Source organism: Microcella alkalica, from assembly GCF_014137945.1.
In the GTDB taxonomy this organism is placed as follows: Bacteria; Actinomycetota; Actinomycetes; order Actinomycetales; family Microbacteriaceae; genus Microcella; species Microcella alkalica.
The window spans coordinates 653,415-677,085 of record NZ_JACGWX010000001.1 but is presented as its reverse complement, the minus strand read 5'-3'; the positions used below and the strand labels follow the sequence as shown (position 1 = coordinate 677,085).

23 protein-coding genes are annotated in these 23,671 nt (G+C 70.1%); 3 read left to right on the top strand and 20 right to left on the bottom strand.

Annotated elements, in window-relative coordinates; genetic code table 11:
- Positions 1–48: 48 nt before the first annotated feature.
- The 16 genes from FHX53_RS03260 to FHX53_RS03185 form a co-directional block, all read right to left on the bottom strand.
- Complete coding sequence (locus FHX53_RS03260; protein WP_182489890.1) at positions 49–930, bottom strand: ABC transporter permease; 882 nt, start codon at positions 928–930, stop codon at positions 49–51.
- A 2-nt stretch (positions 931–932) separates the two neighbouring features.
- Positions 933–1,961, bottom strand: a complete 1,029-nt coding sequence (locus FHX53_RS03255) for an aliphatic sulfonate ABC transporter substrate-binding protein (RefSeq protein ID WP_182489889.1) — start codon at positions 1,959–1,961, stop codon at positions 933–935.
- An 84-nt stretch (positions 1,962–2,045) separates the two neighbouring features.
- Positions 2,046–2,861: an ABC transporter ATP-binding protein gene (locus FHX53_RS03250; RefSeq protein WP_182489888.1), complete on the bottom strand. Its 816-nt coding sequence runs from the start codon at positions 2,859–2,861 to the stop codon at positions 2,046–2,048.
- 140 nt (positions 2,862–3,001) lie between these two features.
- Positions 3,002–3,427 (bottom strand): transcription antitermination factor NusB, encoded by a 426-nt coding sequence (gene nusB, locus FHX53_RS03245; RefSeq protein WP_182489887.1) that lies wholly within the window; start codon positions 3,425–3,427, stop codon positions 3,002–3,004.
- On the bottom strand, positions 3,428–3,991 hold the full coding sequence (gene efp, locus FHX53_RS03240; protein WP_182489886.1) for an elongation factor P: 564 nt from the start codon (positions 3,989–3,991) through the stop codon (positions 3,428–3,430).
- A gap of 71 nt (positions 3,992–4,062) precedes the next feature.
- Entirely contained in the window at positions 4,063–4,521 is a 459-nt protein-coding gene (locus FHX53_RS03235) for a type II 3-dehydroquinate dehydratase (RefSeq protein ID WP_182489885.1), read from the bottom strand.
- A gap of 40 nt (positions 4,522–4,561) precedes the next feature.
- Entirely contained in the window at positions 4,562–5,647 is a 1,086-nt protein-coding gene (gene aroB / locus FHX53_RS03230) for a 3-dehydroquinate synthase (protein ID WP_182489884.1), read from the bottom strand.
- Positions 5,644–6,198 carry a shikimate kinase gene (locus tag FHX53_RS03225; protein ID WP_343050778.1) on the bottom strand — a complete coding sequence of 185 codons (555 nt, stop codon included), beginning with the start codon at positions 6,196–6,198 and terminating at the stop codon, positions 5,644–5,646. The genes aroB and FHX53_RS03225 overlap by 4 nt, the downstream gene beginning before the upstream one ends.
- Before the next feature lie 6 nt (positions 6,199–6,204).
- A complete protein-coding gene (gene aroC, locus FHX53_RS03220) occupies positions 6,205–7,407 on the bottom strand; it encodes a chorismate synthase (protein WP_182489883.1) in 1,203 nt (400 codons plus the stop codon).
- 34 nt (positions 7,408–7,441) lie between these two features.
- Positions 7,442–8,275, bottom strand: coding sequence for a shikimate dehydrogenase (locus FHX53_RS03215; protein ID WP_182489882.1), 834 nt, complete (start codon positions 8,273–8,275; stop codon positions 7,442–7,444).
- Positions 8,276–8,277: 2 nt separating this feature from the next.
- A complete protein-coding gene (gene mltG / locus FHX53_RS03210; RefSeq protein WP_182489881.1) occupies positions 8,278–9,510 on the bottom strand; it encodes an endolytic transglycosylase MltG in 1,233 nt (410 codons plus the stop codon).
- Positions 9,507–9,980 (bottom strand): Holliday junction resolvase RuvX, encoded by a 474-nt coding sequence (ruvX, locus tag FHX53_RS03205; RefSeq protein ID WP_182489880.1) that lies wholly within the window; start codon positions 9,978–9,980, stop codon positions 9,507–9,509. Before ruvX ends, mltG begins: the two co-directional genes overlap by 4 nt.
- A 2-nt stretch (positions 9,981–9,982) precedes the next feature.
- Positions 9,983–12,640, bottom strand: a complete 2,658-nt coding sequence (alaS, locus tag FHX53_RS03200) for an alanine--tRNA ligase (RefSeq protein ID WP_182489879.1) — start codon at positions 12,638–12,640, stop codon at positions 9,983–9,985.
- Positions 12,641–12,733: 93 nt separating this feature from the next.
- Positions 12,734–12,961 (bottom strand): hypothetical protein, encoded by a 228-nt coding sequence (locus FHX53_RS03195; protein WP_182489878.1) that lies wholly within the window; start codon positions 12,959–12,961, stop codon positions 12,734–12,736.
- A gap of 140 nt (positions 12,962–13,101) precedes the next feature.
- Entirely contained in the window at positions 13,102–13,731 is a 630-nt protein-coding gene (gene rpsD / locus FHX53_RS03190) for a 30S ribosomal protein S4 (protein WP_182489877.1), read from the bottom strand.
- 152 nt (positions 13,732–13,883) lie between these two features.
- Positions 13,884–15,248 carry a replication-associated recombination protein A gene (locus tag FHX53_RS03185; protein WP_182489876.1) on the bottom strand — a complete coding sequence of 455 codons (1,365 nt, stop codon included), beginning with the start codon at positions 15,246–15,248 and terminating at the stop codon, positions 13,884–13,886.
- Positions 15,249–15,345: 97 nt separating this feature from the next.
- On the opposite strand from FHX53_RS03185, the gene FHX53_RS03180 reads away from it, so the two are divergent.
- The 3 genes from FHX53_RS03180 (at position 15,346) to FHX53_RS03170 (ending at position 18,153) form a co-directional block, all read left to right on the top strand.
- Positions 15,346–16,131 (top strand): peptidylprolyl isomerase, encoded by a 786-nt coding sequence (locus tag FHX53_RS03180; protein ID WP_343050776.1) that lies wholly within the window; start codon positions 15,346–15,348, stop codon positions 16,129–16,131.
- A 111-nt stretch (positions 16,132–16,242) separates the two neighbouring features.
- Entirely contained in the window at positions 16,243–17,478 is a 1,236-nt protein-coding gene (locus FHX53_RS03175; protein WP_182489874.1) for a DUF349 domain-containing protein, read from the top strand.
- A gap of 90 nt (positions 17,479–17,568) precedes the next feature.
- Complete coding sequence (locus FHX53_RS03170) at positions 17,569–18,153, top strand: hypothetical protein (protein WP_182489873.1); 585 nt, start codon at positions 17,569–17,571, stop codon at positions 18,151–18,153.
- Here FHX53_RS03170 and FHX53_RS03165 read toward each other — a convergent pair.
- The 4 genes from FHX53_RS03165 to yajC all read right to left on the bottom strand — a co-directional run bounded on the left by FHX53_RS03165 (position 18,140) and on the right by yajC (position 23,595).
- Positions 18,140–20,389 carry a RelA/SpoT family protein gene (locus tag FHX53_RS03165; RefSeq protein WP_182489872.1) on the bottom strand — a complete coding sequence of 750 codons (2,250 nt, stop codon included), beginning with the start codon at positions 20,387–20,389 and terminating at the stop codon, positions 18,140–18,142. The two genes, FHX53_RS03170 and FHX53_RS03165, sit on opposite strands and share 14 nt — an antisense overlap.
- Before the next feature lie 37 nt (positions 20,390–20,426).
- Positions 20,427–21,437 (bottom strand): protein translocase subunit SecF, encoded by a 1,011-nt coding sequence (secF, locus tag FHX53_RS03160; protein ID WP_182489871.1) that lies wholly within the window; start codon positions 21,435–21,437, stop codon positions 20,427–20,429.
- Positions 21,434–23,161 carry a protein translocase subunit SecD gene (secD, locus tag FHX53_RS03155; RefSeq protein ID WP_182489870.1) on the bottom strand — a complete coding sequence of 576 codons (1,728 nt, stop codon included), beginning with the start codon at positions 23,159–23,161 and terminating at the stop codon, positions 21,434–21,436. Before secD ends, secF begins: the two co-directional genes overlap by 4 nt.
- Before the next feature lie 77 nt (positions 23,162–23,238).
- Positions 23,239–23,595 carry a preprotein translocase subunit YajC gene (yajC, locus tag FHX53_RS03150; RefSeq protein WP_182489869.1) on the bottom strand — a complete coding sequence of 119 codons (357 nt, stop codon included), beginning with the start codon at positions 23,593–23,595 and terminating at the stop codon, positions 23,239–23,241.
- Between the last annotated feature and the right edge of the window lie 76 nt (positions 23,596–23,671).

Sequence of the window (23,671 nt, the reverse complement as noted above, 5' to 3'; positions counted from 1 at the left end):
CTCACAGGACGGTGCTTAAAGGACGTCGAACGAAGTCAGTCTAGCGGGTCAGCTCCAGCGCTTGAGCAGGGCTCTCTCCCCCACGCCGACGAGGGCGTCGGTGGCCTTGCCGAGGACGCCGAGCAGGAGGATCGCGAGGAACAGGCGATCCGTTCTGCCGTTGTTCTGCGAGTCGACCAGCAGGAACCCGAGACCCATCGAGGACGCGATGAGCTCGGCGGCGACGAGGAACAGCCAGGCCTGCGCGAGAGCGAGGCGGAGCCCCGAGACCACCGCGGGCACGACGGCGGGCAGCTGGACCGTCGTCAGCAGCGGCAGTCGGCCGAGCCCGAACGCCCTCCCGGCCTCGACGAGCTGGGGGTCGACGTGCCGGAGGGCGCCGGCCACGGTGGTGAACACCGGGAACGCCGCGCCGATAGCGATGAGCGTGATCTTGGGGACCTCGTAGATGCCGAGGTAGATCGTGAGCAGGGGCACCCAGGCGAGCGAGGGCACCGCGCGAATGGCGCCGAGGATGGGCGAGAGCAGCTTCGACCCGACGTCCGACAGCCCGACGACGGCACCGAGCACGAGGCCGATGGCGGCGCCGATGGCGAAACCGGTGAGCACGCGCTGGAGCGAGATCAGGATGTACGTGCCCAGCAGCCCCTGGTTCGCGAGCTCGACGCCCGCGCCGACGACCTGCGCCGGTGAGGGCAGGAGGTAGTCGGGAATCTGCGTCGCCTCCGACGCGACGAGCCAGATCGTCAGCAGAAGCGCGGGAACGACGGCGCCGAGAAGCACGGTGCTGCCGGTGAGCCGCCGTCGTCCGCGGCCGGACCGCTCGACCGTCGACGGGTCCCTCCGACCGTTCCGCGACGCGGGACTGCGCCCCTCCGTGGTGTCGGAGGGGCGCAGGACCGGAGCGCCGCCGCGCTCGTCGAAACTCATGCTCAGCCGACCTCATCCGGGTCGGCTGCCGTGGCGAACTCGTCGTTGAAGAGCGAGTCGAGCGCTGCGTCGATCTGCTCCTGGCCGGGCACGTCGCCGCTCTCGACGAAGATCGGGCCGATGATCTCGAGCACGTCGCGCTGCGCATCTCCCGGCACATTGTCGATGTCGATGACGGTGCGCTCGATCGTGGCCTCGGCGACCGCGATGTCGATGCCCGCAACTTCGGCGAGGATGGCCGCGGTCTCCTCCGGATTCTCCAGGGCCCACGCACGAGCCTTCTCGTATGCGTTCACGACGAGCTGCGCGAGGTCGGGGTGGTTCTCGATGAAGTCCTCGGTGGCGTTGAGGAAGCCGTACGAGTTGAAGTCGACGTTGTCGTAGATGATCTCCGCGGCGCCGTTCGCGACCGACGTCGACAGCAGCGGGTCGAGGCCCGACCACGCCTCGACGGCGCCCGTCTCGAGGGCCGTCTTGCCGTCGGCGTGCTGCAGGTTCTGCAGGTTGATGTCGGAGAGCGAGAGCCCGGCCTCCTGCAGCGCCTGGAGGAGGAAGAAGTAGGGATCGGTGCCCTTGGTCGCGGCGACCGTGCGGCCCTTGAGGTCCTCCACGGAGTCGATGTCGGAGCCGGTCGGGACGAGGATCGCGGCCCAGTTGGGCTGCGTGTAGATGTCGATCACCTGGATGGGGCTGCCGTTGGAGCGCGCGAGGAGCGCGGCCGAGCCGGCCGTCGAGCCGACGTCGATCGCCCCGGCACGAAGCGCCTCGTTGGCCTTGTTCGAGCCGGCCGACTGCACCCAGGTGACGGTGACGTCGTCGCCGAGCTCATCCTCCAGCCAGCCCTGCTCCTTGATGATCAGGCTGAGCGGGTTGTAGGTGGCGAAGTCGAGCGTGAGGTCGGTCGACGACCACTCGGCGCCGTCGGTGGGCTCAGGAGCGGCGGCGCCCTCTCCCGCGACGCAGCCGGTCATGGCCATGGCCGCCGCGGCGAGCGTCGCGGTGAGCAGGGTCAGACGGGGGCGGGAGGTCATCGTGGTGCCTTTCGGTTGTCGGTCGGAGCGACCGGCTGTAGTGGGGTGGAGATGGTGCGGTGGCGGTCGTGCTGGTGGAGCGGTCTAGCGGCCGTGGTGGCTCGGAACCCCGAGGGCGTCCAGCAGCTGAGCGCGGAGGCGGGCGAGGACGGTCGAGGCGCGGTCGCGCGGGCGCGTCCCCGGCACCTCCAGGATGCGGCTGATGGTCGCGCCGGGGCGGTCGAATCTCGTGCCGAGCAGCACGATCCGGTCGGCGAGGGCGAGAGCCTCGTCGACGTCGTGCGTGACGAGCACGATCGTGGCCGGCTCGGCGCGGTGGATGTCAACGAGGAGGTCCTGCATCGTCAGCCGCGTGAGAGCGTCGAGGGCGCCGAACGGCTCGTCGAGCAGGAGCACGCCCGGCCCGCGAGCGAGGGCGCGTGCAAGAGATACGCGCTGGGCCATCCCGCCGGAGATCTGGCGCGGCTTGAGGTCGGCCGCGTGGGTCAGCTGCACGAGTTCGAGCAACTCTCCGACGCGCACACGCCCCGCGGCGCGGTCGGTGCCGCGCGGGAGGCCGAGCTCGATGTTGCGGGCCACTGTGCGCCACGGCAGGAGACGCGGCTCCTGGAAGGCGACAGCGCAGCGCTGATCGGCGGCTGCGATGCGCGTGCCGTCGATCGTCAGGCTACCGGAGGTCGGGCGATCGAGGCCCGAGATCTGACGCAGGAGCGTCGACTTGCCGCACCCTGAGGGGCCGAGCAGGGCGACGATCTCGCCCGGGGCGATCTTGAGCTCCACGTCGCGGAGGACGAGGCGCTCGAGTTCGCGGGGAGCCCCGGGGAAGGCGCGCCCGACGCCATTGAGCGACACCGGCAGCGCCGAGGTCGTCTGCGTCGGAGCCGTCGCGTTCGAGGTCATGCTCCGACGGTACGGAACGATTGGAGCAGTGCCAAAAGTCCGCGCAACGCGACGAAACGCGACGACACATGTCGTCATATTGGATCGTGCGCCCACCCGCGGCATCTCCCAGAGGGATCGAGCCGAGGGCGGCGCGGCTTCTACGGGGCGGAGCGGTGCAGGTCGTCGGCGATCGCGCCGAGCACGCCGTTGACGAAGCCCGAGGACTCGTCGGTCGAGAGGACGGTCGCGAACTCGACAGCCTCGTCGATCGCGACGGCGGCGGGAACGTCGGGGTTGTGGACGAGCTCCCACACCGCGACGCGGAGGATGGCGCGGTCAACAGCGGGCATGCGGGCGAGGCTCCAGCCGACGGCGTGCGACTCGATCAGCCGGTCGATCGCGCCCGCGTTGTCGGCGACGCCGCGGACGATGTCGTGCGCGTACGGCCAGCTCGAGGAGCGTTGCGGCTGCGCGGCGGCGCGCTCGCCCTCCTCGCGGAGGATCTCGTCGAGCACGGACTGCCGCACGTCGGCGATGAAGAGCATGTCGAGGGCCCGCTTGCGGGCCTTCGTGCGGGCGCCCACCTACTCGGTGACGCGGCCGAGGTAGTCCCCGGAGCGCGTGTCGACCTTGACCCTGGTGCCGGTCTCGAGGAAGAGCGGCACCTGGATCTCATAGCCGGTCTCGACGGTCGCGGGTTTGGTGCCGCCGGTCGAGCGGTCGCCCTGGAGGCCCGGCTCGGTGTAGGTCACCTCGAGCACGACCGAGGCGGGGAGCTCGACGTAGAGCGCCTCGCCCTCGTGCATCGCGATCGTGACCATCTGGTTCTCGAGCATGAAGTTCTTGGCGTCGCCGACGACCGCGGCAGGCACGGTCACCTGGTCGTAGTCGGTGGTGTCCATGAACACGAAGTCGGCGCCGTCCTGGTACAGGTACTGGTAGTCGCCGCGGTCGACGGTCGCGAAGTCGATCTTGAGACCGGCGTTGAACGTCTTGTCCACGAGCTTGCCCGAGCGCACGTTGCGGATCTTGGTGCGCACGAACGCACCGCCCTTGCCCGGCTTGACGTGCTGGAACTCGACCACGTTCCAGAGCTGCCCGTCGATGCTGAGAACGCTGCCGTTCTTGATGTCGTTCGTCGTGGCCATGAGCGTTGGGGTATCCGTTTCCGTGCTGGTCTCGACGTGGGTGCACGCCGACGTGGAAGTCTAGTCGAGAGCTAGAGGGCGCCGGTGATGCGGGCGAGCGCGAGACGGTACGACCCGAAGCCGAAGCCGGCGATGACGCCCGTCGCGATCCCCGAGATCACGCTCGTGTGCCGGAACTCCTCGCGGGAGTGCGGGTTCGACAGGTGCACCTCGATGAGCGTCAGCCCCACCGTGGTCACCAGCGCGGCGGCATCGCGCAGGGCGTACGAGTAGTGCGTGAAGGCGGCGGGGTTGAGGATGACGGCGCTGCCGGTGTCGACCGCCTCGTGCAGCCAGGCGATGAGCTCGGCCTCGTCGTTCGTCTGGCGCAGCTCGAGCACGACCCCAGCGGGCGCGGCCGTCGCGAGCTCGGCGCGCAGGTCGTCGAGGGTTCCTGTCCCGTACACGTCGGGCTCGCGCGTGCCGAGCCGGTTGAGGTTCGGGCCGTTGAGCACGAGCACGCGACCGGGGCGGGGGGCGGAGTCGGTCATGCGCTCACTGTAGCGAGGCATTCGCGCCCGCAGACGGAGGTCACTCCCCCACCTCCTGGTAGGCGGCGAAGAGCATCGACTCGTCGGTGCCGTTGAGCACGCGCGGCCGCCCGATGCCGTCGAGGATGATGAATCGCAGCATGCCGGCGCGCGCCTTCTTGTCGCGCTGCATGGTCGCGAGCAGCGTCTTCCAGCGCCCGAGCGGGTACCCGGTCGGCAGGGTGAGCGAGGCGAGGATGCGGCGGGTGCGGTCGACCGCATCGGCCGGGAGGGAGCCGGCGAGGTGCGAGAGCTCGGCGGCGAAAACCATGCCGATCGAGATCGCGGCCCCATGGCGCCAGCGGTAGCGCTCGGCGTGCTCGATCGCGTGGCCGAGCGTGTGGCCATAGTTGAGGATCTCGCGCAGGCCCTGCTCGGTGAAGTCGTCGCTCACGACGTGCGCCTTGACGCGGATGCTGCGCTCGATGAGCTCGCGGAACACGGGCGTCGTCGGGTCGGTCGCGATCGTGACGTCGGCCTCGAGCAGATCGAGGATGACGGGATCGGCGATGAAGCCGGCCTTCACGACCTCGGCGAATCCGGCGAGGATCTCGTTCTGCGGGAGCCCGTCGAGCAGGTCGAGGTCGACGATGACCGCCTTCGGCGCGTAGAAGGCGCCAACGAGGTTCTTGCCCTCGGCGGTGTTGATGCCGGTCTTTCCGCCGACCGCGGCGTCGACCATGCCGAGCACGGTCGTCGGGACCTGGATGAGCGGGATGCCGCGCAGCCAGGTGGCGGCGACGAACCCGGCGAGGTCGGTCGTCGCGCCGCCGCCGAGCCCGAGCACGGCATCCGTTCTCGTGAAGTCGGTCTGGCCCATGATCTGCCAGCAGAAGGCGGCGACCTCGACGCGCTTGGCGCCCTCGGCATCGGGGACCTCGGCGAGCAGGACCTCGATGCGACCGGCGAGCTGCTCGCGCAGGCGCTCGGCGACGGGCGCGAGCGGAGGAGCGTGCACGACGAGCATCTTCGCGACGGTCGGCGGCAGGTGAGCGTCGATCGACGCGATCAGGCCGCGGCCGACGGTGATCGCGTAGGGGTCGGCGCCCGTGACCTCGATGACGGTCGGGGCGGTCGAGTCGCTCATGCGCGGTCTCCTTCGGTGGGGCTGGCGGGGGCCTCGCGGTCGGTCGCCCATTCGGCGATCTCGGCGGCGATGCGGTCGATGGGGCGGGCGGAGGTGTCCCAGACCGCGGCGGCGAGCCGCTCGTAGACCGGTCGCCGCTGCGCGACGAGCGCCACCCAGGCGTCGACGCTCGCGCTCAGTGGGCGTGCGCCCTTCTCGAGCCGCTCGGCGACGGCGTCGGCGCTCGCGGTCAGGAGCACCACGGGCATTCCGGCGAGTTGCTGCTGCGTCTCGGGGTCGAGCACCGCTCCTCCCCCGAGCGACACGACGGCCCGATGCCGAAGCGCGTCGGCCACGGCGGCCCGCTCGAGAGCGCGGAAGTGCGGCTCGCCGTGAAAGGCGAAGATCTCGGGGATGGGACCGTGCTCAGCGGCGACGACCTTGTCGGTGTCGATCACGGGCAGATCGAGAATGCGCGCGACGCGCCGGCCGACGCGCGACTTCCCGGCGGCCGGCGGACCGATGAGGACGACGGCGGGCGTGCCGGAGGCCCCGCCGTCGATCTCACTCACTCGTGCTCACTCACCCGTGCTTACCGCGGTCGCGAGGTTCGCGGGCATCGCGGCGAGGTAGCCCTCGAGGTTGCGGCGCGTCTCGGCGACCGAGTCGCCGCCGAACTTCTCGAGCATCGCCTCGGCGACCACGAGCGCGACCATGGCCTCGGCGACGACGCCCGCGGCGGGGACGGCGCACACGTCCGAGCGCTGGTGGTGGGCGGGAGCGGCGTCGCCCGTCGCGACGTCGATCGTACGCAGCGCGTGGGGCACCGTCGCGATGGGCTTCATCCCGGCCCGGACGCGCAGGACGGTGCCCGTCGACATCCCGCCCTCGGTGCCGCCCGCGCGGTCGCTCACGCGCTCGATGACCCCGTCGTCGACGACGAGCTCGTCGTGCGCGGCCGATCCGCGGCGGCGGGTCGTCTCGAAGCCGTCACCGACCTCGACGCCCTTGATCGCCTGGATGCCCATGAGCGCGGCGGCGAGCTTGGCGTCGAGACGGCGATCCGAGTGCACGTAAGAGCCGAGCCCCGGCGGGATACCGTAGGCGAGCACCTCGACGACGCCGCCGAGCGTGTCTCCGGTCTTGTGCGCGTCATCCACCTCCGCGACCATCCGCTCACTCGTCTCGGCGTGGAGGCAGCGCAACGGGTCGGCGTCCAGGCGCTCGACGTCGTCGGGGCGCGGCAGCGGCGCATCCTCCGGGACGCGTACGGGGCCGATCGAGAGGGTGTGGCTCACGAGCCGGATGCCGAGCTCGCCGAGGAAGGCCCGGGCGACGGCGCCGAGCGCGACGCGCGCCGCGGTCTCGCGAGCGCTCGCGCGCTCGAGGACGGGACGCGCCTCGTCGAAGCCGTACTTCTGCATCCCGACGAGGTCCGCGTGACCGGGGCGCGGCCGGGTGAGCGGCGCGCCGCGCCCGCCGGAGAGCTCGGCGGGGTCGACGGGGTCGGGACTCATGACGGTCGTCCACTTGGGCCATTCCGTGTTGCCGATGCGGAGCGCGACAGGGCTCCCCATCGTGCGCCCGTGGCGCACGCCGCCGGAGATCGAGAGCTCGTCCTGCTCGAACTTCATGCGCGCGCCGCGGCCGTAGCCGAGCTTGCGGCGCTGAAGGTCGGCCTGAATGGCCTCACGCGTCACCGGGACGTCGGCGGGCATGCCCTCGATGACGGCGATGAGCTCGGGTCCGTGGGATTCTCCGGCGGTCAACCAGCGCAGCATGGCTCCATCCTCCCACGCAGCGGATGGGGTTCGGTCACGCGAGCGCGGCCGCCATGGCGGCCTCGACCTCCGCCTCACGGTCGAGCGGCTGATCGGTCTGACCGGAGACGAAGAACCGCACCTGCCGAACGGCCTGGTGCAGCAGCATGTCTCGCCCGGAGGCGACGCGGCCGCCGACCGCGAGCCACTGTGCCGCGAGCGGTCCTGGCCACGGGTGGTAGGTCACGTCGAGCGCGACGGACGCGCGCCGGGCATCCGCCGGGATCTCGCGATCGAGCTCGACTCCGTTCGGAAGCGTCCAGGCAACGACGTCCGCGCCGTCGACGACGTCGGCGAGGTCGTCGAGCGAGACGAGATCGACCTCGAGCAGCAGCTCGTCGGCGAGCGCGACCAGGCCTGCCGTGCGCGTGCTGTCCCTGACGGCGACGATGACCGAGCGCAGTCCGAGGCCGTCGAGCGCGACGAGCACGGATCGCGCTGTCGCGCCCGCCCCCGCGAGCACTGCGTGATCGGCGCGGTCGAGGCCCGCGTCCCTCAGTGCCCGCTCCACCCCGGCCACGTCGGTGTTGCGCACCACTCGCCGGCCATCGTCGGCGAGCAGGAGGGTGTTCGCCGCGCCTGTCAGCGCCACCGTCCGATCGGAGTCATCGGCGAGGCGGAGGAGCTCCTCCTTGAGTGGCATCGTCGCCGACAGTCCGCGCCAGGAGCGGTCGAGACCATCGACGAAGGCGCGCAGCTCGTGCTCGCGCACCTCGTGACGCTCGTAGACCCAGTCCAGGCCGAGCGCGACGTAGGCGGCGGCGTGCAGAGTCGGCGACAGCGAGTGCGCGATCGGCGAGCCGACGACCGCGAGACGGCGGATGCTCATGGTCAGCCGCAGTACACGGTGCGGTTCTCCTCCGAGGCGTTGCACCACTCCTGCAGCTGCCGCACGCCGGCCTCATGCTGCGCGAGCGTCTCGGAGAACACGGTCTCGCCGGTGGCGAGGTTCACGGTCACGAAGTAGAGCCACTCGCCCTCGGGCGGAGCGACGGCGGCCTCGATGGCCACCTGCCCAGGCAGTCCGATCGGGCCGACCGGCAGACCGGGATTCGCGTACGTGTTGTAGGGGTTCGAGGCGTCGCCTCGCTCGGCATCGGTCGTGAAGACGGAGTCGAACTTCCCGGTGCCGTAGTGGACGGTCGCATCGCTCTGGAGGAGCATCCCCTCGTCGATGCGGTTGACGAACACGCGCGCGACCCGCCCGAAGTCCTCCAGGTCGCTGCCGGCCTCGCGCTGCACGAGCGAGGCGAGCGTGAGCACGCGGTAGCGGTCCTCCGGAGCCACGCCGAGCGCGTCCAGGCGCGAGATCATCTCGGACGCGAGGCGCTCGATGACCTGCTCGGCGGTCGTGCCCGGCTCGAAGGTGTACGTGGCGGGGAAGAGGTAGCCCTCGATCGAGGGGGCCTCGGCGGGAACCCCGTAGCGCGTCGGGTCGGCGATGGCCGCCTGGAAGTCCTCGATGGGCAGGTCGGTTCCGAGCGCGAGGAGCTCGAGCGTGTCGCTCAGCACCGTGCCCTCGGGAATGGTGACGCGGCTCTCGACGCGGTTGGCCGGGTCGAGGAGAGCGTCGAGCGCCGCGCGCGCCGACATCTCGCCCTGGAGCGCGTACGTGCCCGGCTGGAACGACAGCGACGAGTCGGCGAGCAGGAGGTCGTAGAAGGCGCTGAAGCTCATCGTGACGCCCGATTGCTGGAGGGTGAGCGCGACGTCCTCGCCGATGTCGCCCGGCACGATCGTGACGAGGACCTCTTCGCCATTGCCGTCGCCCTCGTAGTCGTTGGGCAGCTCGATGCCGAGCACCTCTCGGATCTGCGGCTCGAAGTTCGTCCACGCGAACCATGCGGCACCGGCACCGAGGCCGAGCAGGAGTGCGATCACGCCGATCACGACGGGAGCGCGTCCGCCGCGGCGTCGTGCAGGACGATCGAAGCCGGATCGTCTGGCGCGGCGCGAGGCGGCGGCGTCGGGTTCGGGCGCGCTACCCGAGCGGTCGCGTGGGCGATGGGGATCCGGCTGGGTGGCGAAGATCTCTGCCCAGGTGTCGTCGTCGTTGTTCGTCACGGTGCGGGGGTACCTCCGTCGGGATCCACGATGACGCCGGGAGCCTCGCCCCGCGACTTCTCGTGGTCGAGCGCGTGCTGGAGCAGGATAACAGCGGCGACCTGGTCGACGACGGACCGCGAGCTCTTCGCGTTCCTGCCCGAATCGCGGAGCGCTCGTGCGGCCGTGACGGTCGTGAGGCGTTCGTCGACGAGTCGTACGGGGATGTCGGGCATCTCGGTCGCGAGCTGCGCCGCGACGTGGCGCGAGTCCTCAGTCGACGCCGTGTCCGCTCCGCTGAGCGACAGCGGGAGGCCGACGACGATCTCGATCGCCTCGTGCTCCTGGACGAGGCGGCGGATTCCCTCCACGACGCCGTCGCGGCGCGCGAGCGTCTCGATCGGCGTCGCAAGGACCCCGTGGTGATCGCTTCGCGCGACGCCCACTCGCGCCTTCCCGACGTCGACGCCGAGGCGCACCCCCGTTCGCACGATCAGTCGAGGAGCTCGCGCAGCACGGCATCGAGCGCGGCCGGGATCGCGGTCGGGTCGGGGCCGCCGCCCTGAGCGAGGTCGTCCTTGCCGCCGCCTCCGCCACCGAGCACACCGGAGGCGGTGCGCGCGAGGGCGCCGGCCTTCGCACCGGCGTCCCGAGCGGCGGGCGTGGTCGCGACGATGACGGTCGCCTTGCCCCCCACCTCCGCCGCGAGCACGACGACGGCGGGCTGCGCCGCGAGCCGCTCGCGCACACTCGTCGCGAGCGAGCGGACGTCGTCAGCCGAGCCGAGCGCGCCGAGATGCTCGGCGACGACCGTGAAGTCGCCGACGGTCGTGGCCGATTGCGCGAGAAAGGGGACGCGCTCGCTGAGGCGGCTCGCCTCGAACCGGGCGACCTTCTTCTCGGCGGCCTTGAGCTGCGCGCTGAGGTCGGCGATGCGGTCGGCGAGCTGGTCGCGCGGGGTCTTGAGGCTGCTCGTGAGCTGCTGCACGAGCGCGCGCTCGGCGGCGAGCTCGCGGAACGCCTCGAGGCCAACGAGCGCCTCGACCCGACGGTTGGTCGAGCCCACCGACGACTCGCTCACGACGCTGATCAGGCCGATCTCAGCAGACGAGCCAACGTGGGTTCCCGCGCACAGCTCGCGCGACCACGGGCCGCCGATGTCGACGACGCGCACTGTGTCGCCGTACTTCTCGCCGAACAGGGCCATCGCGCCGAGGGACTTCGCCTCGTCGAGCCCCATGATGCGGGTGTCAACGGGCAGGTTGTCGCGCACGGCGAGATTGCTGATCTCCTCGATCTCGCTGCGCGTCGCGGGGCTGAGCGCCTGGTTCCAGCTGAAGTCGAGGCGCATGTAGCCGGCCTTGTTGTACGAGCCGGACTGGTGCGCGTCGTGCCCGAGCGTCTGACGCAGGGCGGCGTGGATGACGTGAGTCGCCGAGTGCGCCTGCGTCGCGGAGCGCCGGTAGACGGGGTCGACCTGGGTGCGCGCGGCATCGCCGACGTGCACCTCCCCCGCGCGCACCTGAACGGTGTGGCTGATGAGGCCCTTCACGGGCTTCTGCACGTCGAGCACCTCGAGGTCGAAGCCGTTGCCGACGATCGCCCCCTCGTCGCTGTCCTGGCCGCCCGACTCGGCATATAGCGTCGTCTCGGCGAGGATGACCTCGGCGATGTCGCCCGCCTGCGCGACGGGCACGCTCCGGCCGTCGACGAGGAGTCCGAGGACGGTGGTCTCGGTCTCGAGGGCGTCGTAGCCGAGGAACTCGGTCTCGCCCGCGGCGCGGAACGCACCGTACACGCTGAGGTCGGCCAGCGCGCCCTTCTTCGACTTCGCGTCGAGCTTCGCGCGCGTGCGCTGCTCGGTCATGAGCCGATCGAATTCGGCCCGATCGACCGTGAGGCCGTTCTCCTGCGCCATCTCGAGCGTGAGGTCGAGCGGGAACCCGAAGGTGTCGTGGAGCTGGAAGACGGTGTCGCCCGGAAGGGTGCGACCGCCCGTCACGGTCGTCTGCGCGACGGCGAGGTCGAGGATCGTCGTGCCCGCCGCGAGCGTGCGGAGGAAGGCCTCCTCCTCACCGAGGGCGAGGCGCGAGACGCGGTCGTAGTGCTCGGTGATCTCCGGGTAGGCGGAGCTCATCGCGTCGCGCGAGGCGGCGAAGAGCACGTCGAAGCTCGGCGCGTCGACGCCCAGGAGGCGCATGGCGCGGATGCTCCGCCGCAGCAGGCGGCGCAGGATGTACCCCCGGCCCTCGTTGCCGGGTGCGACGCCGTCGGTCATGAGCATGAGGCTCGAGCGCACGTGGTCGGCGATCACGCGCATCCGCACATCGTCATCGTGATCGGCGCCGTAGCGGCGACCGGACATCGCGGACGCGGCATCGAGGACGGGCCTGACCTGGTCGATCTCGTACATGTTCTCGACGTCCTGGGTGAGGAATGCGACTCGCTCCATGCCCATGCCGGTGTCGATGTTCTTGTCCGGCAGCTCGCCGAGGATCTCGAAGTCGTTCTTCCCCGTGCCCTCGCCGCGGAGGTACTGCATGAAGACGAGATTCCAGATCTCGACGTACCGGTCGTCGTCGGTCGCCGGACCGCCGTCGGCGCCGTAGGCGGGGCCGCGGTCGAAAAAGATCTCCGAGCACGGGCCGGCTGGGCCCGGCTGGCCGGTCGACCAGTAGTTGGTGTCCATGTCGAGGCGCTGGATGCGACCCTCCGGCAGGCCCGCGATCTTCTTCCATAGCGCGATCGCCTCGTCGTCGTCCTTGTAGACTGTGACCCAGAGGTCCTTCTCGTCGAAGCCGAGTCCGCCGTCGCCCTGCGAGGTCGTCAGGAGCTCCCAGGCGTAGCCGATCGCCCCCTCCTTGAAGTAGTCGCCGAACGAGAAGTTGCCGTTCATCTGGAAGAACGTGCCGTGACGGGGGGTCTTGCCGACCTCCTCGATGTCGTTCGTGCGGATGCACTTCTGCACGCTCGTCGCGCGGGGGTACGGCGCGGGGACGACACCGGTGAGGTACGGGACGAACGGCACCATGCCCGCGACCGTGAACAGCAGCGTCGGGTCGTCGCTGACGAGGGATGCGGAGGGGACGACGGTGTGGCCGCGAGTTCCGAAGAAGTCGAGCCACCGGCGCTGGATGTCGGCGGTCTGCATGGAGGTTCGAGGAGTCCTGTGATCAGTGGTGCGTCGAAGCGGCGGGCACGGTCGTCGGCCCCGATCTCGGGGGCGCGGATGCCCGGCGCGGGTCTAGGAGCGGCGCTCGGTGAGGTCGGCGATCGTCGCCTCTGCCTCGGCGACGGCCGCGCGGAGCTCGGCTTCGCGCTGCCGGTAGCCGTCGAGAACGGCCTCACCGAAGCCGCGGGCCTTCGCGTCGACGTCGTCGAGGAACTGACGGCCCTGGGGCGACTTCTCGACCCGGTGCGCTGCGAAGAATCCGATGGTGATGCCGATGACGAGCCAGACGGCGTTTCTCATGGGGGTCTCCCTCAACTGCGGCGGCGGCGATGCCCGGGGTGCCGGACGTGCTTCCACCTTAGCGCCGGTGCCGGAACGCCGAACGGGGGCCCGGCATGCGCCGGACCCCCGTTCCTCTGCTCTCGTGAGAGCGAACGGTTCTATCGAGCCGCGTAGTACTCGACGACAAGCTGGACCTCGCAGGTCACGGGGACCTCGGCGCGCTTGGGGCGTCGCACGAGGCGGGCCTGCAGCTTGTCGAGCTCGACGTCCAGGTATGCCGGGACCTTCGGGAGCACGTCGACGTGACCGCCGGCCGCGGCGACCTGGAAGGGCTCCATCGACTCGCTCTTGGGCTTGACGTGGATGAGCTGCTCGGGCTTCACGCGGAAGGACGGGCGGTCGACGATCTTGCCGTCGACGAGGATGTGGCGGTGCACGACCATCTGACGGGCCTGCGCGGTCGTGCGGGCGAAGCCGGCGCGCACGACGAGAGCGTCGAGACGCATCTCGAGCAGCTCGACGAGGTTCTCACCGGTCAGTCCTGCCGTGCGGCGGGCCTCCTGGAAGATGATGCGGAGCTGGGCCTCGCGGATGCCGTACTGCGCGCGGAGGCGTTGCTTCTCACGCAGGCGGACGGCGTAGTCGCTGTCCGCCTTGCGCTTGGTGCGGCCGTGCTCGCCCGGAGCGTAGGGGCGCTTCTCGAGGTACTTGGCGGCCTTCGGGGTGAGGGCGATGCCGAGCGCTCGGGAGAGGCGGGTCTTGCTGCGGGTACGTGACTTGGTGGACACGATTTCCTTCCATGCTCGTGGCCGCGACTCTCACGGCTCACGGACGTACACCTCTCCGTCCGTTCCGGACGTACGTCGAGACGTTCCGGTGGAGACTGCGAGGGAGGGTGTGCCCATATCTGACGGGCCGGTAGAGCCTAGCAGACGAGGGCTCAGCCGCCCGAGCCGCGGCGCCCGCGCACGATCGCGCGCAGCTTCTCCAGTCGCGCCGAGATCTCGCGCTCGTGCCCCCGCTCGGTCGGCCGGTAGTACTCGGTGCTGACGAGCGGGTCGGGCAGATGCTGCTGCTCGACGACCCCGACGGGCTCGTCGTGCGGGTAGACGTAGCCCTTTCCGTGGCCGAGGCGCTTCGCGCCGGGATAGTGGGCGTCGCGCAAGGGCTTCGGCACGCGTCCGATTCGGCCGGATCGGACATCCGCGATCGCCTCGTCGATGCCTCGGTACGCGGCGTTCGACTTCGGCGCGGTCGCGAGGTAGACGACCGCTTCGGCGAGAGGGATGCGACCCTCCGGCATGCCGATGAGCTGGACCGCCTGAGCGGCGGCGACAGCGATCGGCAGCGCCTGGGGGTCGGCGAGCCCGATGTCCTCCGAGGCCGAGATGATGACGCGGCGGGCGATGAAGCGCGGATCCTCCCCCGCCTCGATCATGCGCGCGAGGTAGTGCAGCGCGGCGTCGGGGTCGCTGCCGCGGATCGACTTGATGAAGGCGCTGATGACGTCGTAGTGCTCGTCGCCGTTCTTGTCGTACCGCAGGAGGGCCCGGTCGACGGCCGCGGCGACGATCTCCGCTGTGATGACGGGATGCTCCGCCGCGGTGTCGTCGTCGCTCGAGTCGCGCTCGATCGCGGCCGACTGCGCGGCGGCCTCGAGCGCGGTGAGGGCTCGACGGGCGTCCCCCGAGGCCAGTCGGATGATCGCCTCGCGCGCCGTCGGATCGAGCACGACCGCGCCCTTGAGCCCGCGCTGATCGGCGACGGCGCGGTCGACGAGCGTGCCGAGGTCGTCGTCCGAGAGCTGCTCGAGGGTCAGCAGGAGCGAGCGGCTAAGCAGCGGTGCGATGACCGAGAAGGACGGGTTCTCGGTCGTCGCGGCGATGAGGATGACCCACCCGTTCTCGACGCCGGGGAGCAGGGCGTCCTGCTGGGCCTTGGTGAAGCGGTGGATCTCATCGAGGAAGAGCACCGTCGAGGAGCCGTAGAGGTCGCGGTCGGCCAGGGCGCGCTCCATGACCTCGCGAACGTCGCGCACGCCGGCGGTGATCGCAGACAGCTCCACGAAGCGACGGCCCGATTGCCGGGCGATCGCCTGGGCGAGCGTCGTCTTCCCGGTGCCGGGCGGGCCCCAGAGGATCACGGAGACGGCGCTCGGACCTCGGCCGTCGTCGCGCGCGAGGCTCACGAGCGGTGACCCGGCCCCGAGGAGGTGCGACTGCCCCGCGACCTCGTCGAGGCGCGTCGGGCGCATGCGCACCGCGAGGGGGACGGCGGCAGAGCCGAGCCCGGGGCGAGCATCCATGCGAAGGAGACTAGCGCCGCCCACCGACGACGGCCTCCGGGGAGCGGGTCGCGCTCGACTAGAGTTCCCCACGGAAATCGACCTCGAGGAGGCCCGCGTGGCACGCAGTTCGTCGACGAGCGAGCGCGAGGCGCGCGAGCGCCTGCGCCGGTACCAGGCGCGGCAGACCCTGCACGAATCCCGGACCGCTCGGCGCGTGCGCGACAACGTCGGCGCCGTCATCGCCCTCGTGGTGGTCGCGGCGGTCGCCACGATCGCCCAGATCGCGTACTTCTCGGCCGGGCCCGGTGCTCCCGAGCCCGTCGCGAGCGCGTCACCCTCCCCCAGCGCGAGCGCCGACACGGAGGGCGCGCAGCCGCCGTCGACCGAGGTGAGCGAGTTCCGCGAGTGGTCGGGCACGATGACCATCAACGAGAGCATCCCGCTCGAGCTCACGCTCGACGGCATGGCGGCGCCGCAGGCGGTCGCCTCGTTCGTGCAGCTCACGCAGGACGGCTTCTACGACGGCCTGACCTGCCACAGGCTCACGACCGACGGGATCTTCGTGCTCCAGTGCGGCGACCCCGCCGGCGACGGCACGGGCGGGCCCGACTACCGCTACGGACCGATCGAGAACGCGCCGGCCGACGACGTCTACCCGGCGGGCACGCTCGCGATGGCGCGCCAGGGCGGCGACGGCTCGAGCATGGGCAGCCAGTTCTTCATCGTGTACGAAGAGTCGACGATTCCCTCGGACGCGGCCGGCGGCTACACCGTGCTCGGCGAGATCATCGGCGGCCTCGACGCTCTCGTGGAGGGCGTCGTCTCGGGCGGCGTCGAAGGCGGGGCGGCGGATGGCCCCCCCGCGACCCCCGCGACGATCACCTCGATCACGATCGAGTAAGGATCACGGGCCCGCGTCGGCCCGCCTGATGGCCGGTCGGCCCGGTGCAATATGCTGAACAGCCGTCCGACCTCCGAGGCCGTCGGACGCAGTCGATGAGGATGATGCACCGTGGCAGTGAATGAGCAGACGACCGTGTGGGGTCGGGTCGATGAGACCGGCACCGTGTTCGTGACCGATCGGGGCGTCGAGCGCGCCGTGGGTCAGTATCCCGACGGGTCGGCAGAGGAGGCTCTGGCCTACTTCACGCGCAAGTTCTCCGAGCTCGAGGGCCAGGTCCGGCTCGTCGAGCAGCGCGCGAAGGGCGGCGCACCGGCTGCCGATGTCGCCAAGACCGTCACTCACCTCAGCCAGACCCTCGAGGATGCGGCCGCCGTCGGCGACCTCGAGGCTCTCCGCACGAGACTGGCCGCCCTCAGCGGCGCCGTCGAGAAGCTCACGGAGGAGCAGCAGGCCGAGCAGCGCGCGGCCGTGGCCGCAGCCGTCGAGCAGCGCACCGCGATCGTCACCGCGGCCGAGGCCATCGCCGCGAAGGACCCGTCGACGCTGCAGTGGAAGCAGGTGTCCGCCACGCTCGACGACCTGTTCGCGCAGTGGAAGGACCACCAGCAGAACGGCCCTCGGCTGCCGAAGAAGGAGGCGGACGAGCTCTGGAAGCGCTTCCGCACGGCACGGAGCACGGTCGAGAGCCACCGACGGGCGTTCTTCGCCGGTCTCGACGCCGAGCACAAGGAGGCGAAGACCCGCAAGCAGCAGCTCGTCGCGCAGGCGGAGGCGCTCGCGGGCCAGGGCACGGCGGGCATCCCCGCCTACCGGCGCCTTCTCGATGAGTGGAAGCTCGCCGGCCGCGCCGGAAAGAAGGTCGACGATGCGCTCTGGGCGTCGTTCAAGGCCGCAGGCGATGTCCTCTACGCCGCGAAGGCCGAGGTCGACGCCCGGGAGAACGAGGAGTTCGCCGGGAACCTCGAGGCCAAGCTCGCCCTTCTCACCGAGGCGGAGCCGCTCCTGAAGGCGACCGATCGGGTCATCGCGCGCAACACGCTCACGAACATCCAGCGCCGGTGGGATGCGATCGGCAAGGTGCCGCGCGATCAGGTCAAGGTCGTCGAGGACCGCCTCCGCCGCATCGAGCAGGCTGTCAAGGCGCTCGAGGAGGAGCACTGGCACAAGAACGACCCCGAGAAGAAGGCGCGCTCGCAGGGCCTCGCGGCCCAGCTGCACGACGCGATCGCCGCGCTCGAGTCGGAGCTCGCTGAGGCGCGCAGCGGCAAGGATGCCGGTCGGGTCGCCGAGCTCGAGGAGTCGCTTCAGGCGCGCAAGGCGTGGCTCGCCGCCGTCGACCGCTGAGTTGTCCCCAGGCTGAGCGGTTCGCGGCGTTCTCCACCGGTCTCCGGCTGCGAGGCTCGCCGAGGGCGAGAGCGGCGCATGCTCCCCGGCATGACTCCTCGCCTCCCTCTCGTCCTCGATGACCGCCACCTGCCCTCCGTCGAGCTGCGCGCAGCTCAGCTCGACGGCGAGCTCGGGGCCCTCGGTGACGCGTTCCTCGTCACCGACTCCCCCGACACGCCAGCCGCACGAGCGGCGAGCCTCGCGTGTCGCGTCCCCGCTCGCACGATCCTCGAGGGGCGCAGCGCAGCATGGGTGTGGGGGTGGACGCATGAGTGCGGAGCCCTCCGGCTCTGCGTCCCGCTCCGGGCCCGCATCGGCTCGGAGCTGCGTCGATCCCTGAGCGTGCGGGAGGTCTCGATCGAGCCGGACGAGATCCAGCTCATCGCGGGCCTGTCGATCACGAGCCCGGAACGCACTCTCATCGATCTCGCCCGGCTCGACGAGCGCTCCGACATCGTCGCGCTGCTCGCCTCCGGCATCACCGTCGGGGGGATGACCGACGATGTCGTCTCGACCGCTCTCGATCGTCGACCCGCCTCGGCGGGGCGACGGCGTGCGCGGCAGCGGCTCCGCGCCGCGCGGGAGGCGCTCGATCCAGGAAGCGCCTCCGCCGACCCGGTCAGCCGTTACTGACGCGGTACACGTCGTACACGGCGTCGATGCGTCTGACGGCGTTGAGCACACGATCGAGATGCGTGACGTCGCCCATCTCGAACACGAAGCGGCTGAGGGCGAGCCGGTCGCGGGAGGTGTTGACGCTCGCCGACAGGATGTTCACGTGATGCTCGGAGAGCACGCGAGTGACGTCGGACAGCAGACCACTGCGGTCGAGGGCCTCGACCTGGATCTGGACGAGGAAGAGGCTCTTGGAGGTCGGCGCCCACTCGACGTCGATCATGCGATCGGGCTCGGCGAGCAGCGACCGCACGTTGGTGCAGTCGCCGCGGTGCACGCTCACTCCCGTTCCACGCGTGACGAAGCCCACTATCTCGTCGCCGGGAACGGGCGTGCAGCACTTGGCGAGCTTGACGAGGATGTCAGGGGCGCCGCGGACGAGGACGCCCGAGTCGCTCGTGCGCACGGGCGTGCGACCTCGGGTTGGGACGACGAACGGCTCGTCGTCGCTCTCCGCGTCGACGTGGAGGCCCGCGACGATCTTCTCGAGCACCGATTGCGTCGAGACGTGCCCCTCGCCGACCGCGGCGTACAGCGCGTCGACCGTCTCGTATCGGAGCTGGGATGCGACCTCGGCGACGGAATCCTGCGTCATGAGCCGCTGCAGCGGCAGGTTCTGCTTGCGCATCGCCCGCGCGATGGCGTCTCGGCCCTGCTCGATCGCCTCGTCGCGGCGCTCCTTCGTGAACCACTGCCGGATCTTCGAGCGCGCGCGCGTGCTCGTGACGAAGTTGAGCCAGTCCTGGCTCGGCCCCGCGTCGGGGTTCTTGGAGGTGAACACCTCGACGGAGTCGCCCGAGCTCAGTACGCTCTCGAGCGGCACGAGACGGCCGTTCACCTTCGCGCCCATCGTGCGGTGGCCGATCTCGGTGTGCACGGCGTAGGCGAAGTCGACGGGCGTCGCGCCGGCAGGGAGGCCGATGACCTTGCCCTGGGGCGTGAAGACGTAGACCTCCTTCGCGCCGATCTCGTAACGGAGGTTGTCAAGGAACTCGCCGGGATCGCTCGTCTCCGCCTGCCAGTCGGAGATGTGCGCGAGCCACGCCATGTCGGTGTCGCTGCGCCCCTGCTCGACCGCGCCGCGGCCGGAGTTCATGCGCTCCTTGTACTTCCAGTGCGCGGCGACGCCGAACTCGGCGCGCTGGTGCATCTCATGCGTGCGGATCTGGATCTCGACCGGGCGCCCGCCCGGGCCGAAGACAGTCGTGTGCAGCGACTGGTAGAGATTGAACTTCGGCGTCGCGATGTAGTCCTTGAACCGTCCGGGCATGGGGTTCCACCGTGCGTGCACGGCACCGAGGACGGCGTAGCAGTCGCGGATGGAGTTGACCAGGATCCGGATTCCGGTGAGGTCGTAGATCTCCTCGAAGTCGCGCCCCCGGTTCACCATCTTCTGGTAGATCGAGTAGTACTGCTTCGGCCGCCCGATGATCTGCGACTTGATCTTCGACTGCCGCAGGTCGCTCGTGATGGCGTCGATCACCTGCTGCACGAACGCCTCGCGCTCGGGAGTGCGATTCTTGACCAGGCTCTCGATCTCTACGTAGATCTTCGGGTGGAGCACGGCGAACGAGAGGTCCTCCAGCTCCCACTTGATCGTCGAGATGCCGAGCCGGTGCGCGAGCGGCGCGTAGATCTCGAGGGTCTCCTGCGCCTTCCGGCGAGCGGAGTCGCTCTCCACGAAGCCCCAGGTGCGCGCATTGTGCAGCCGGTCGGCGAGCTTGATGATGAGCACTCGGATGTCTTTGGACATCGCGACGATCATCTTGCGCACCGTCTCGGCCTGCGCGCTGTCGCCGTACTTGACCTTGTCGAGCTTGGTCACGCCGTCGACGAGCATCGCGATCTCATCGCCGAAATCGGCGCGCAGCTGATCGAGCGTGTAGGGGGTGTCCTCCACCGTGTCGTGAAGCAGAGACGCGGCGAGCGTCTTCACTCCGATGCCGAGGTCGGCAAGGATCTGCGTGACCGCGACGGGATGAGTGATGTAGGGCTCGCCGCTCTTGCGAGTCTGCCCGCGGTGCGCCTGCTCGGCCTTCTGGTACGCGCGCTCGAGCAGCGCGATGTCGGCTTTCGGATGCTGGGCTCTGACCGTCTTGACGAGCCCTTCGAACCCGCCGACGGGCTGCGCGCGGGAGAAGATCCGGGGGAGGAGTGCGCGGAGCGTCGCGGTGTTCTGCGTCGTGTCCGTCATCGGCGGCCTCCCCGTGCCGATTCTACGCGGGCGCGGCTCAGCGGACGGCGCCGGACTCCGGCACGACGCGCTTCTCGCGGCCGCCCTGCTTCTTGACCTCCGGCTCGTTCTCCCGCAGGTGCACGTAGAGCGGAGCGGCGAGGAAGATCGAGGAGTAGGTGCCGACGATCGTTCCCACGAAGAGCGCGAGCGCGATGTCGAAGAGGGTGCCAGCACCGAGGAGCAGCGCGCCGATGAGGAGGATCGACGCCACGGGGAGGGTCGCGACGATCGAGGTGTTGATCGAGCGCACGAGTGTCTGGTTGACCGCGAGGTTGACCGACTGGGCGAAGGTGCGCCGTGACTCCAAACCGTCCTCCCCCGTGTTCTCACGCACCTTGTCGAAGACGACGACGGTGTCGTAGAGCGAGTACCCGAGGATCGTGAGGAAGCCGATGACGGCCGCCGGCGTGATCTCGAAGCCGAAGATGCCGTAGATGCCCGCCGTGATCACGAGGTCGTGCACGAGGGCCACCATCGCCGCGACAGCCATCTTCCAGGTGCGGAAGTACAGCGCCATGACAAGGCTCGCGAGCACGAGGAAGACAACGAGCGCGACGATCGCCTGGCGCGTGATGTCCCCGCCCCAGGTGGCACCGATGAAGCTCGTGCTGATCTGCGCGGGTTCGACGTCGAAGGCCTCAGCGAGCTGCTCGGCGACGTCGTTCGTCTCCTCGGGCGTGAGCTGCTCGGTCTGCACGCGAACAGAGTCGCCGCCGACGACGGACACGCGGGGGTTCGAGCCCGCCACCACCTCGCCGACCGCCGCCGAGGCGGTCTCGGTCGTCGCCGCGGTGTCCTCCGACGCCTCCGCGACCTGCGATACCCGGAACTCGGAGCCGCCGCGGAACTCGATCCCGAAGACGAACCCGCCGCGCAGGGCCGTGAGGCCGATCGCGATGATCACGGCGACGGCCGCGATGATGTACCAGGTGCGTCGGCGGCCTACGAAGTCGAACGAGCGGGCGCCCGTGTAGAGATCGTTGCCGAACGCAGTGAAGTTGCTCATCGGGCGTCCTTCCCCTCGCCGCTCTGCTCGGCGGCCTTTCGCTCGGCGATGGTCTGGCGGCGCTGGGCCTCGCGACTCGATGAGGCGCGCTTGCTCGCCGTCACCGCCGCCGAGGGGCGGAACTGCGCGCGACCGCGGTAGACCGCGCCGAGCGCCTTCGGGTCGAGTCCGCTGAGGCGGTGCCCGCCGGAGAAGAACGACGTGCGACCGAGCAACTGCATCATCGGGTGCGTGAACAGCGCGACGACCAGGAGGTCGACGACCGTCGTGAGACCGAGCGTGAACGCGAAGCCGCGCACGTTGCCGATCGCGAGCACGAAGAGCACGACCGCCGCGATGACGTTGATGACGTCGGAGATCACGATCGTGCGGAACGCTCGCCGCCAGCCCGCCTCGACCGCGCCCGTCACGCTGCGGCCGTCTCGGAGCTCATCGCGAACGCGCTCGAAGTACACGATGAACGAGTCGGCGATCACACCGACCGCGATGATGAGGCCCGCGACACCGGCGAGCGAGAGCCGGTAGCCCTGCTGGTTGGAGAGGTAGGTGATGAGCAGATAGGTGACGATGCCCGCGATGATGAGCGATGCGATGACAACGCCGCCGAGCGCGCGGTACTGCAGCAACGAATACAGAACGACGAGCACGAGGCCGATGAGGCCGGCGATGATGCCGCTCTGCAGCTGCGAGACGCCGAGAGTTGCGCTGATCTGGTCCTGCGACTGCAGCTCGAAACCGATCGGCAGGGCGCCGAACTTCAACTGATCGGCGAGCGTCGCCGCGCTCTCCTGCGTGAAGTTGCCGGAGATCTGCGGCTGGCCGTCGGTGATCGCGCTGATGGTGCGCGGGGCGCTGATGACCTGACCGTCGAGGACGATCGCGAACTGGTTGCGGACTCCCTGCAGCGAGACGAGCCGCTCCGTGACCTCGCGGAACTGCGCGGTGCCCTCGCCGTCGAACTCGAGGAAGACACCCCACTCGTTCGTGCTCACGCCCGTCGCCGACTGGATCAGCCCGGAGGTCGCGTCCGAGATTCGGGCACCGGTGACCTCGACCGGCCCGAGGATGTACTTCAGGGAGGAGTCGGCCTCGCACGTGATGAGGGGCTCGTCCTCCGGCGCGACGTTCGCGCCGCTGTCGGAGACCGTCGCGCAGTCGAACTCGTCGAACGCCTCCTGCACGTCGGGAGTGATCCAGTTGGGGTCGCTCGCGTCGGTCGGCGAGGCGGACGGACTCGGGGCGGCGCTCGGCTCGTCCGAGGGAGCGCTCGGGCTGGGGCTGGCGCTCGGGTCGACCTCCGCGCCCTCTTCGCCGATCGTGCTCGAGGACGCGAGATCGGCCGTGAGGACGGCACGGAACTCGAGTTTCGCCGAGGAACGGATGCGCTCGAGAGTCGCCTCGTCGGGCGTGCCGGGGATCGACACGACGATGTTCTGGCCGCCCTGGGTGTTGATCTCCGACTCGCTGACGCCCGCGGCATCGACGCGCTGGCGGATGATGCCGACCGCCTGGTCGAGCTGCTCCTGCGACACGCTCTGGCCCGAGGAGAGCTGGGGCGTCAGGGTGAGCTGCGTGCCTCCTTCGAGGTCGAGGGCCAGTCGCGGGGTCCAGGAGCCCTCGTCCCACAGCACGCTCGCCGCATTGCCGCCGATGAGGGCGACGATGATGACGAGCAGCCAGGCGAGGGAGCGCAGCGCTTTGCGCTCGGGTGTGCTTCGTGCCACCTCAAGTACTCATTTCTGCTGGCCGCACGCTCGCAACCGCCCGATGGGGCGGTGCGCATGCGACGCGGGAGTTCGGGTCAGTCGTTCTTCGCGGTGCCGGGCGCGTCTGGCGTGCTGTCGGCGTCGGCGACGACCCCCTGCTCGGCCTCGACCTCGTCGTCGGTCGACTCCTCGGTCTCGTCGACGACTCGTGCGAGCGTCTGGCGGTGCACCTTGACGGTGTTGCCCGGGCTCGTCTCGATGACGGCGATGTTGTTCTCCTCGTCGATCGACACGAGGGTGCCGAAGAGCCCGAAGTTCGTCATGACCTCCGCGCCCGGCACCATCGACTCCTGGAGCTTCGCGAGGTCTTCCTTGCGCTTCTTCGAGTTGCGCCACATGAAGAAGATGAGCATGGCCAGAACGGCCAGCATGACGAGAGTCAACGGGTCCATGGGGTGTCGAGCCTTTCGGGGACGTCTGCCGCGAGCGCGGAGTCAGAGATGCGGCGGCGAGAGGATGCTCCCGCGC

Coding starts and splice junctions, on each gene's coding strand:
- FHX53_RS03250 (WP_182489888.1), bottom strand. CDS start 2,861: ATGACCTCGAACGCGACGGCTCCGACGCAGACGACCTCGGCGCTGCCG.
- FHX53_RS03260 (WP_182489890.1), bottom strand. CDS start 930: ATGAGTTTCGACGAGCGCGGCGGCGCTCCGGTCCTGCGCCCCTCCGAC.
- yajC (WP_182489869.1), bottom strand. CDS start 23,595: ATGGACCCGTTGACTCTCGTCATGCTGGCCGTTCTGGCCATGCTCATC.
- efp (WP_182489886.1), bottom strand. CDS start 3,991: ATGGCCACGACGAACGACATCAAGAACGGCAGCGTTCTCAGCATCGAC.
- secF (WP_182489871.1), bottom strand. CDS start 21,437: ATGAGCAACTTCACTGCGTTCGGCAACGATCTCTACACGGGCGCCCGC.
- FHX53_RS03235 (WP_182489885.1), bottom strand. CDS start 4,521: ATGACCGACTCCGCCCCCCGCCCCGGTCGCGTGCTCGTGCTCAACGGC.
- aroC (WP_182489883.1), bottom strand. CDS start 7,407: ATGCTGCGCTGGTTGACCGCCGGAGAATCCCACGGACCCGAGCTCATC.
- FHX53_RS03170 (WP_182489873.1), top strand. CDS start 17,569: ATGACTCCTCGCCTCCCTCTCGTCCTCGATGACCGCCACCTGCCCTCC.
- FHX53_RS03185 (WP_182489876.1), bottom strand. CDS start 15,248: ATGGATGCTCGCCCCGGGCTCGGCTCTGCCGCCGTCCCCCTCGCGGTG.
- FHX53_RS03215 (WP_182489882.1), bottom strand. CDS start 8,275: ATGAGCATCCGCCGTCTCGCGGTCGTCGGCTCGCCGATCGCGCACTCG.
- alaS (WP_182489879.1), bottom strand. CDS start 12,640: ATGCAGACCGCCGACATCCAGCGCCGGTGGCTCGACTTCTTCGGAACT.
- FHX53_RS03165 (WP_182489872.1), bottom strand. CDS start 20,389: ATGACGGACACGACGCAGAACACCGCGACGCTCCGCGCACTCCTCCCC.
- FHX53_RS03255 (WP_182489889.1), bottom strand. CDS start 1,961: ATGACCTCCCGCCCCCGTCTGACCCTGCTCACCGCGACGCTCGCCGCG.
- aroB (WP_182489884.1), bottom strand. CDS start 5,647: ATGAGCGACTCGACCGCCCCGACCGTCATCGAGGTCACGGGCGCCGAC.
- FHX53_RS03195 (WP_182489878.1), bottom strand. CDS start 12,961: ATGAGAAACGCCGTCTGGCTCGTCATCGGCATCACCATCGGATTCTTC.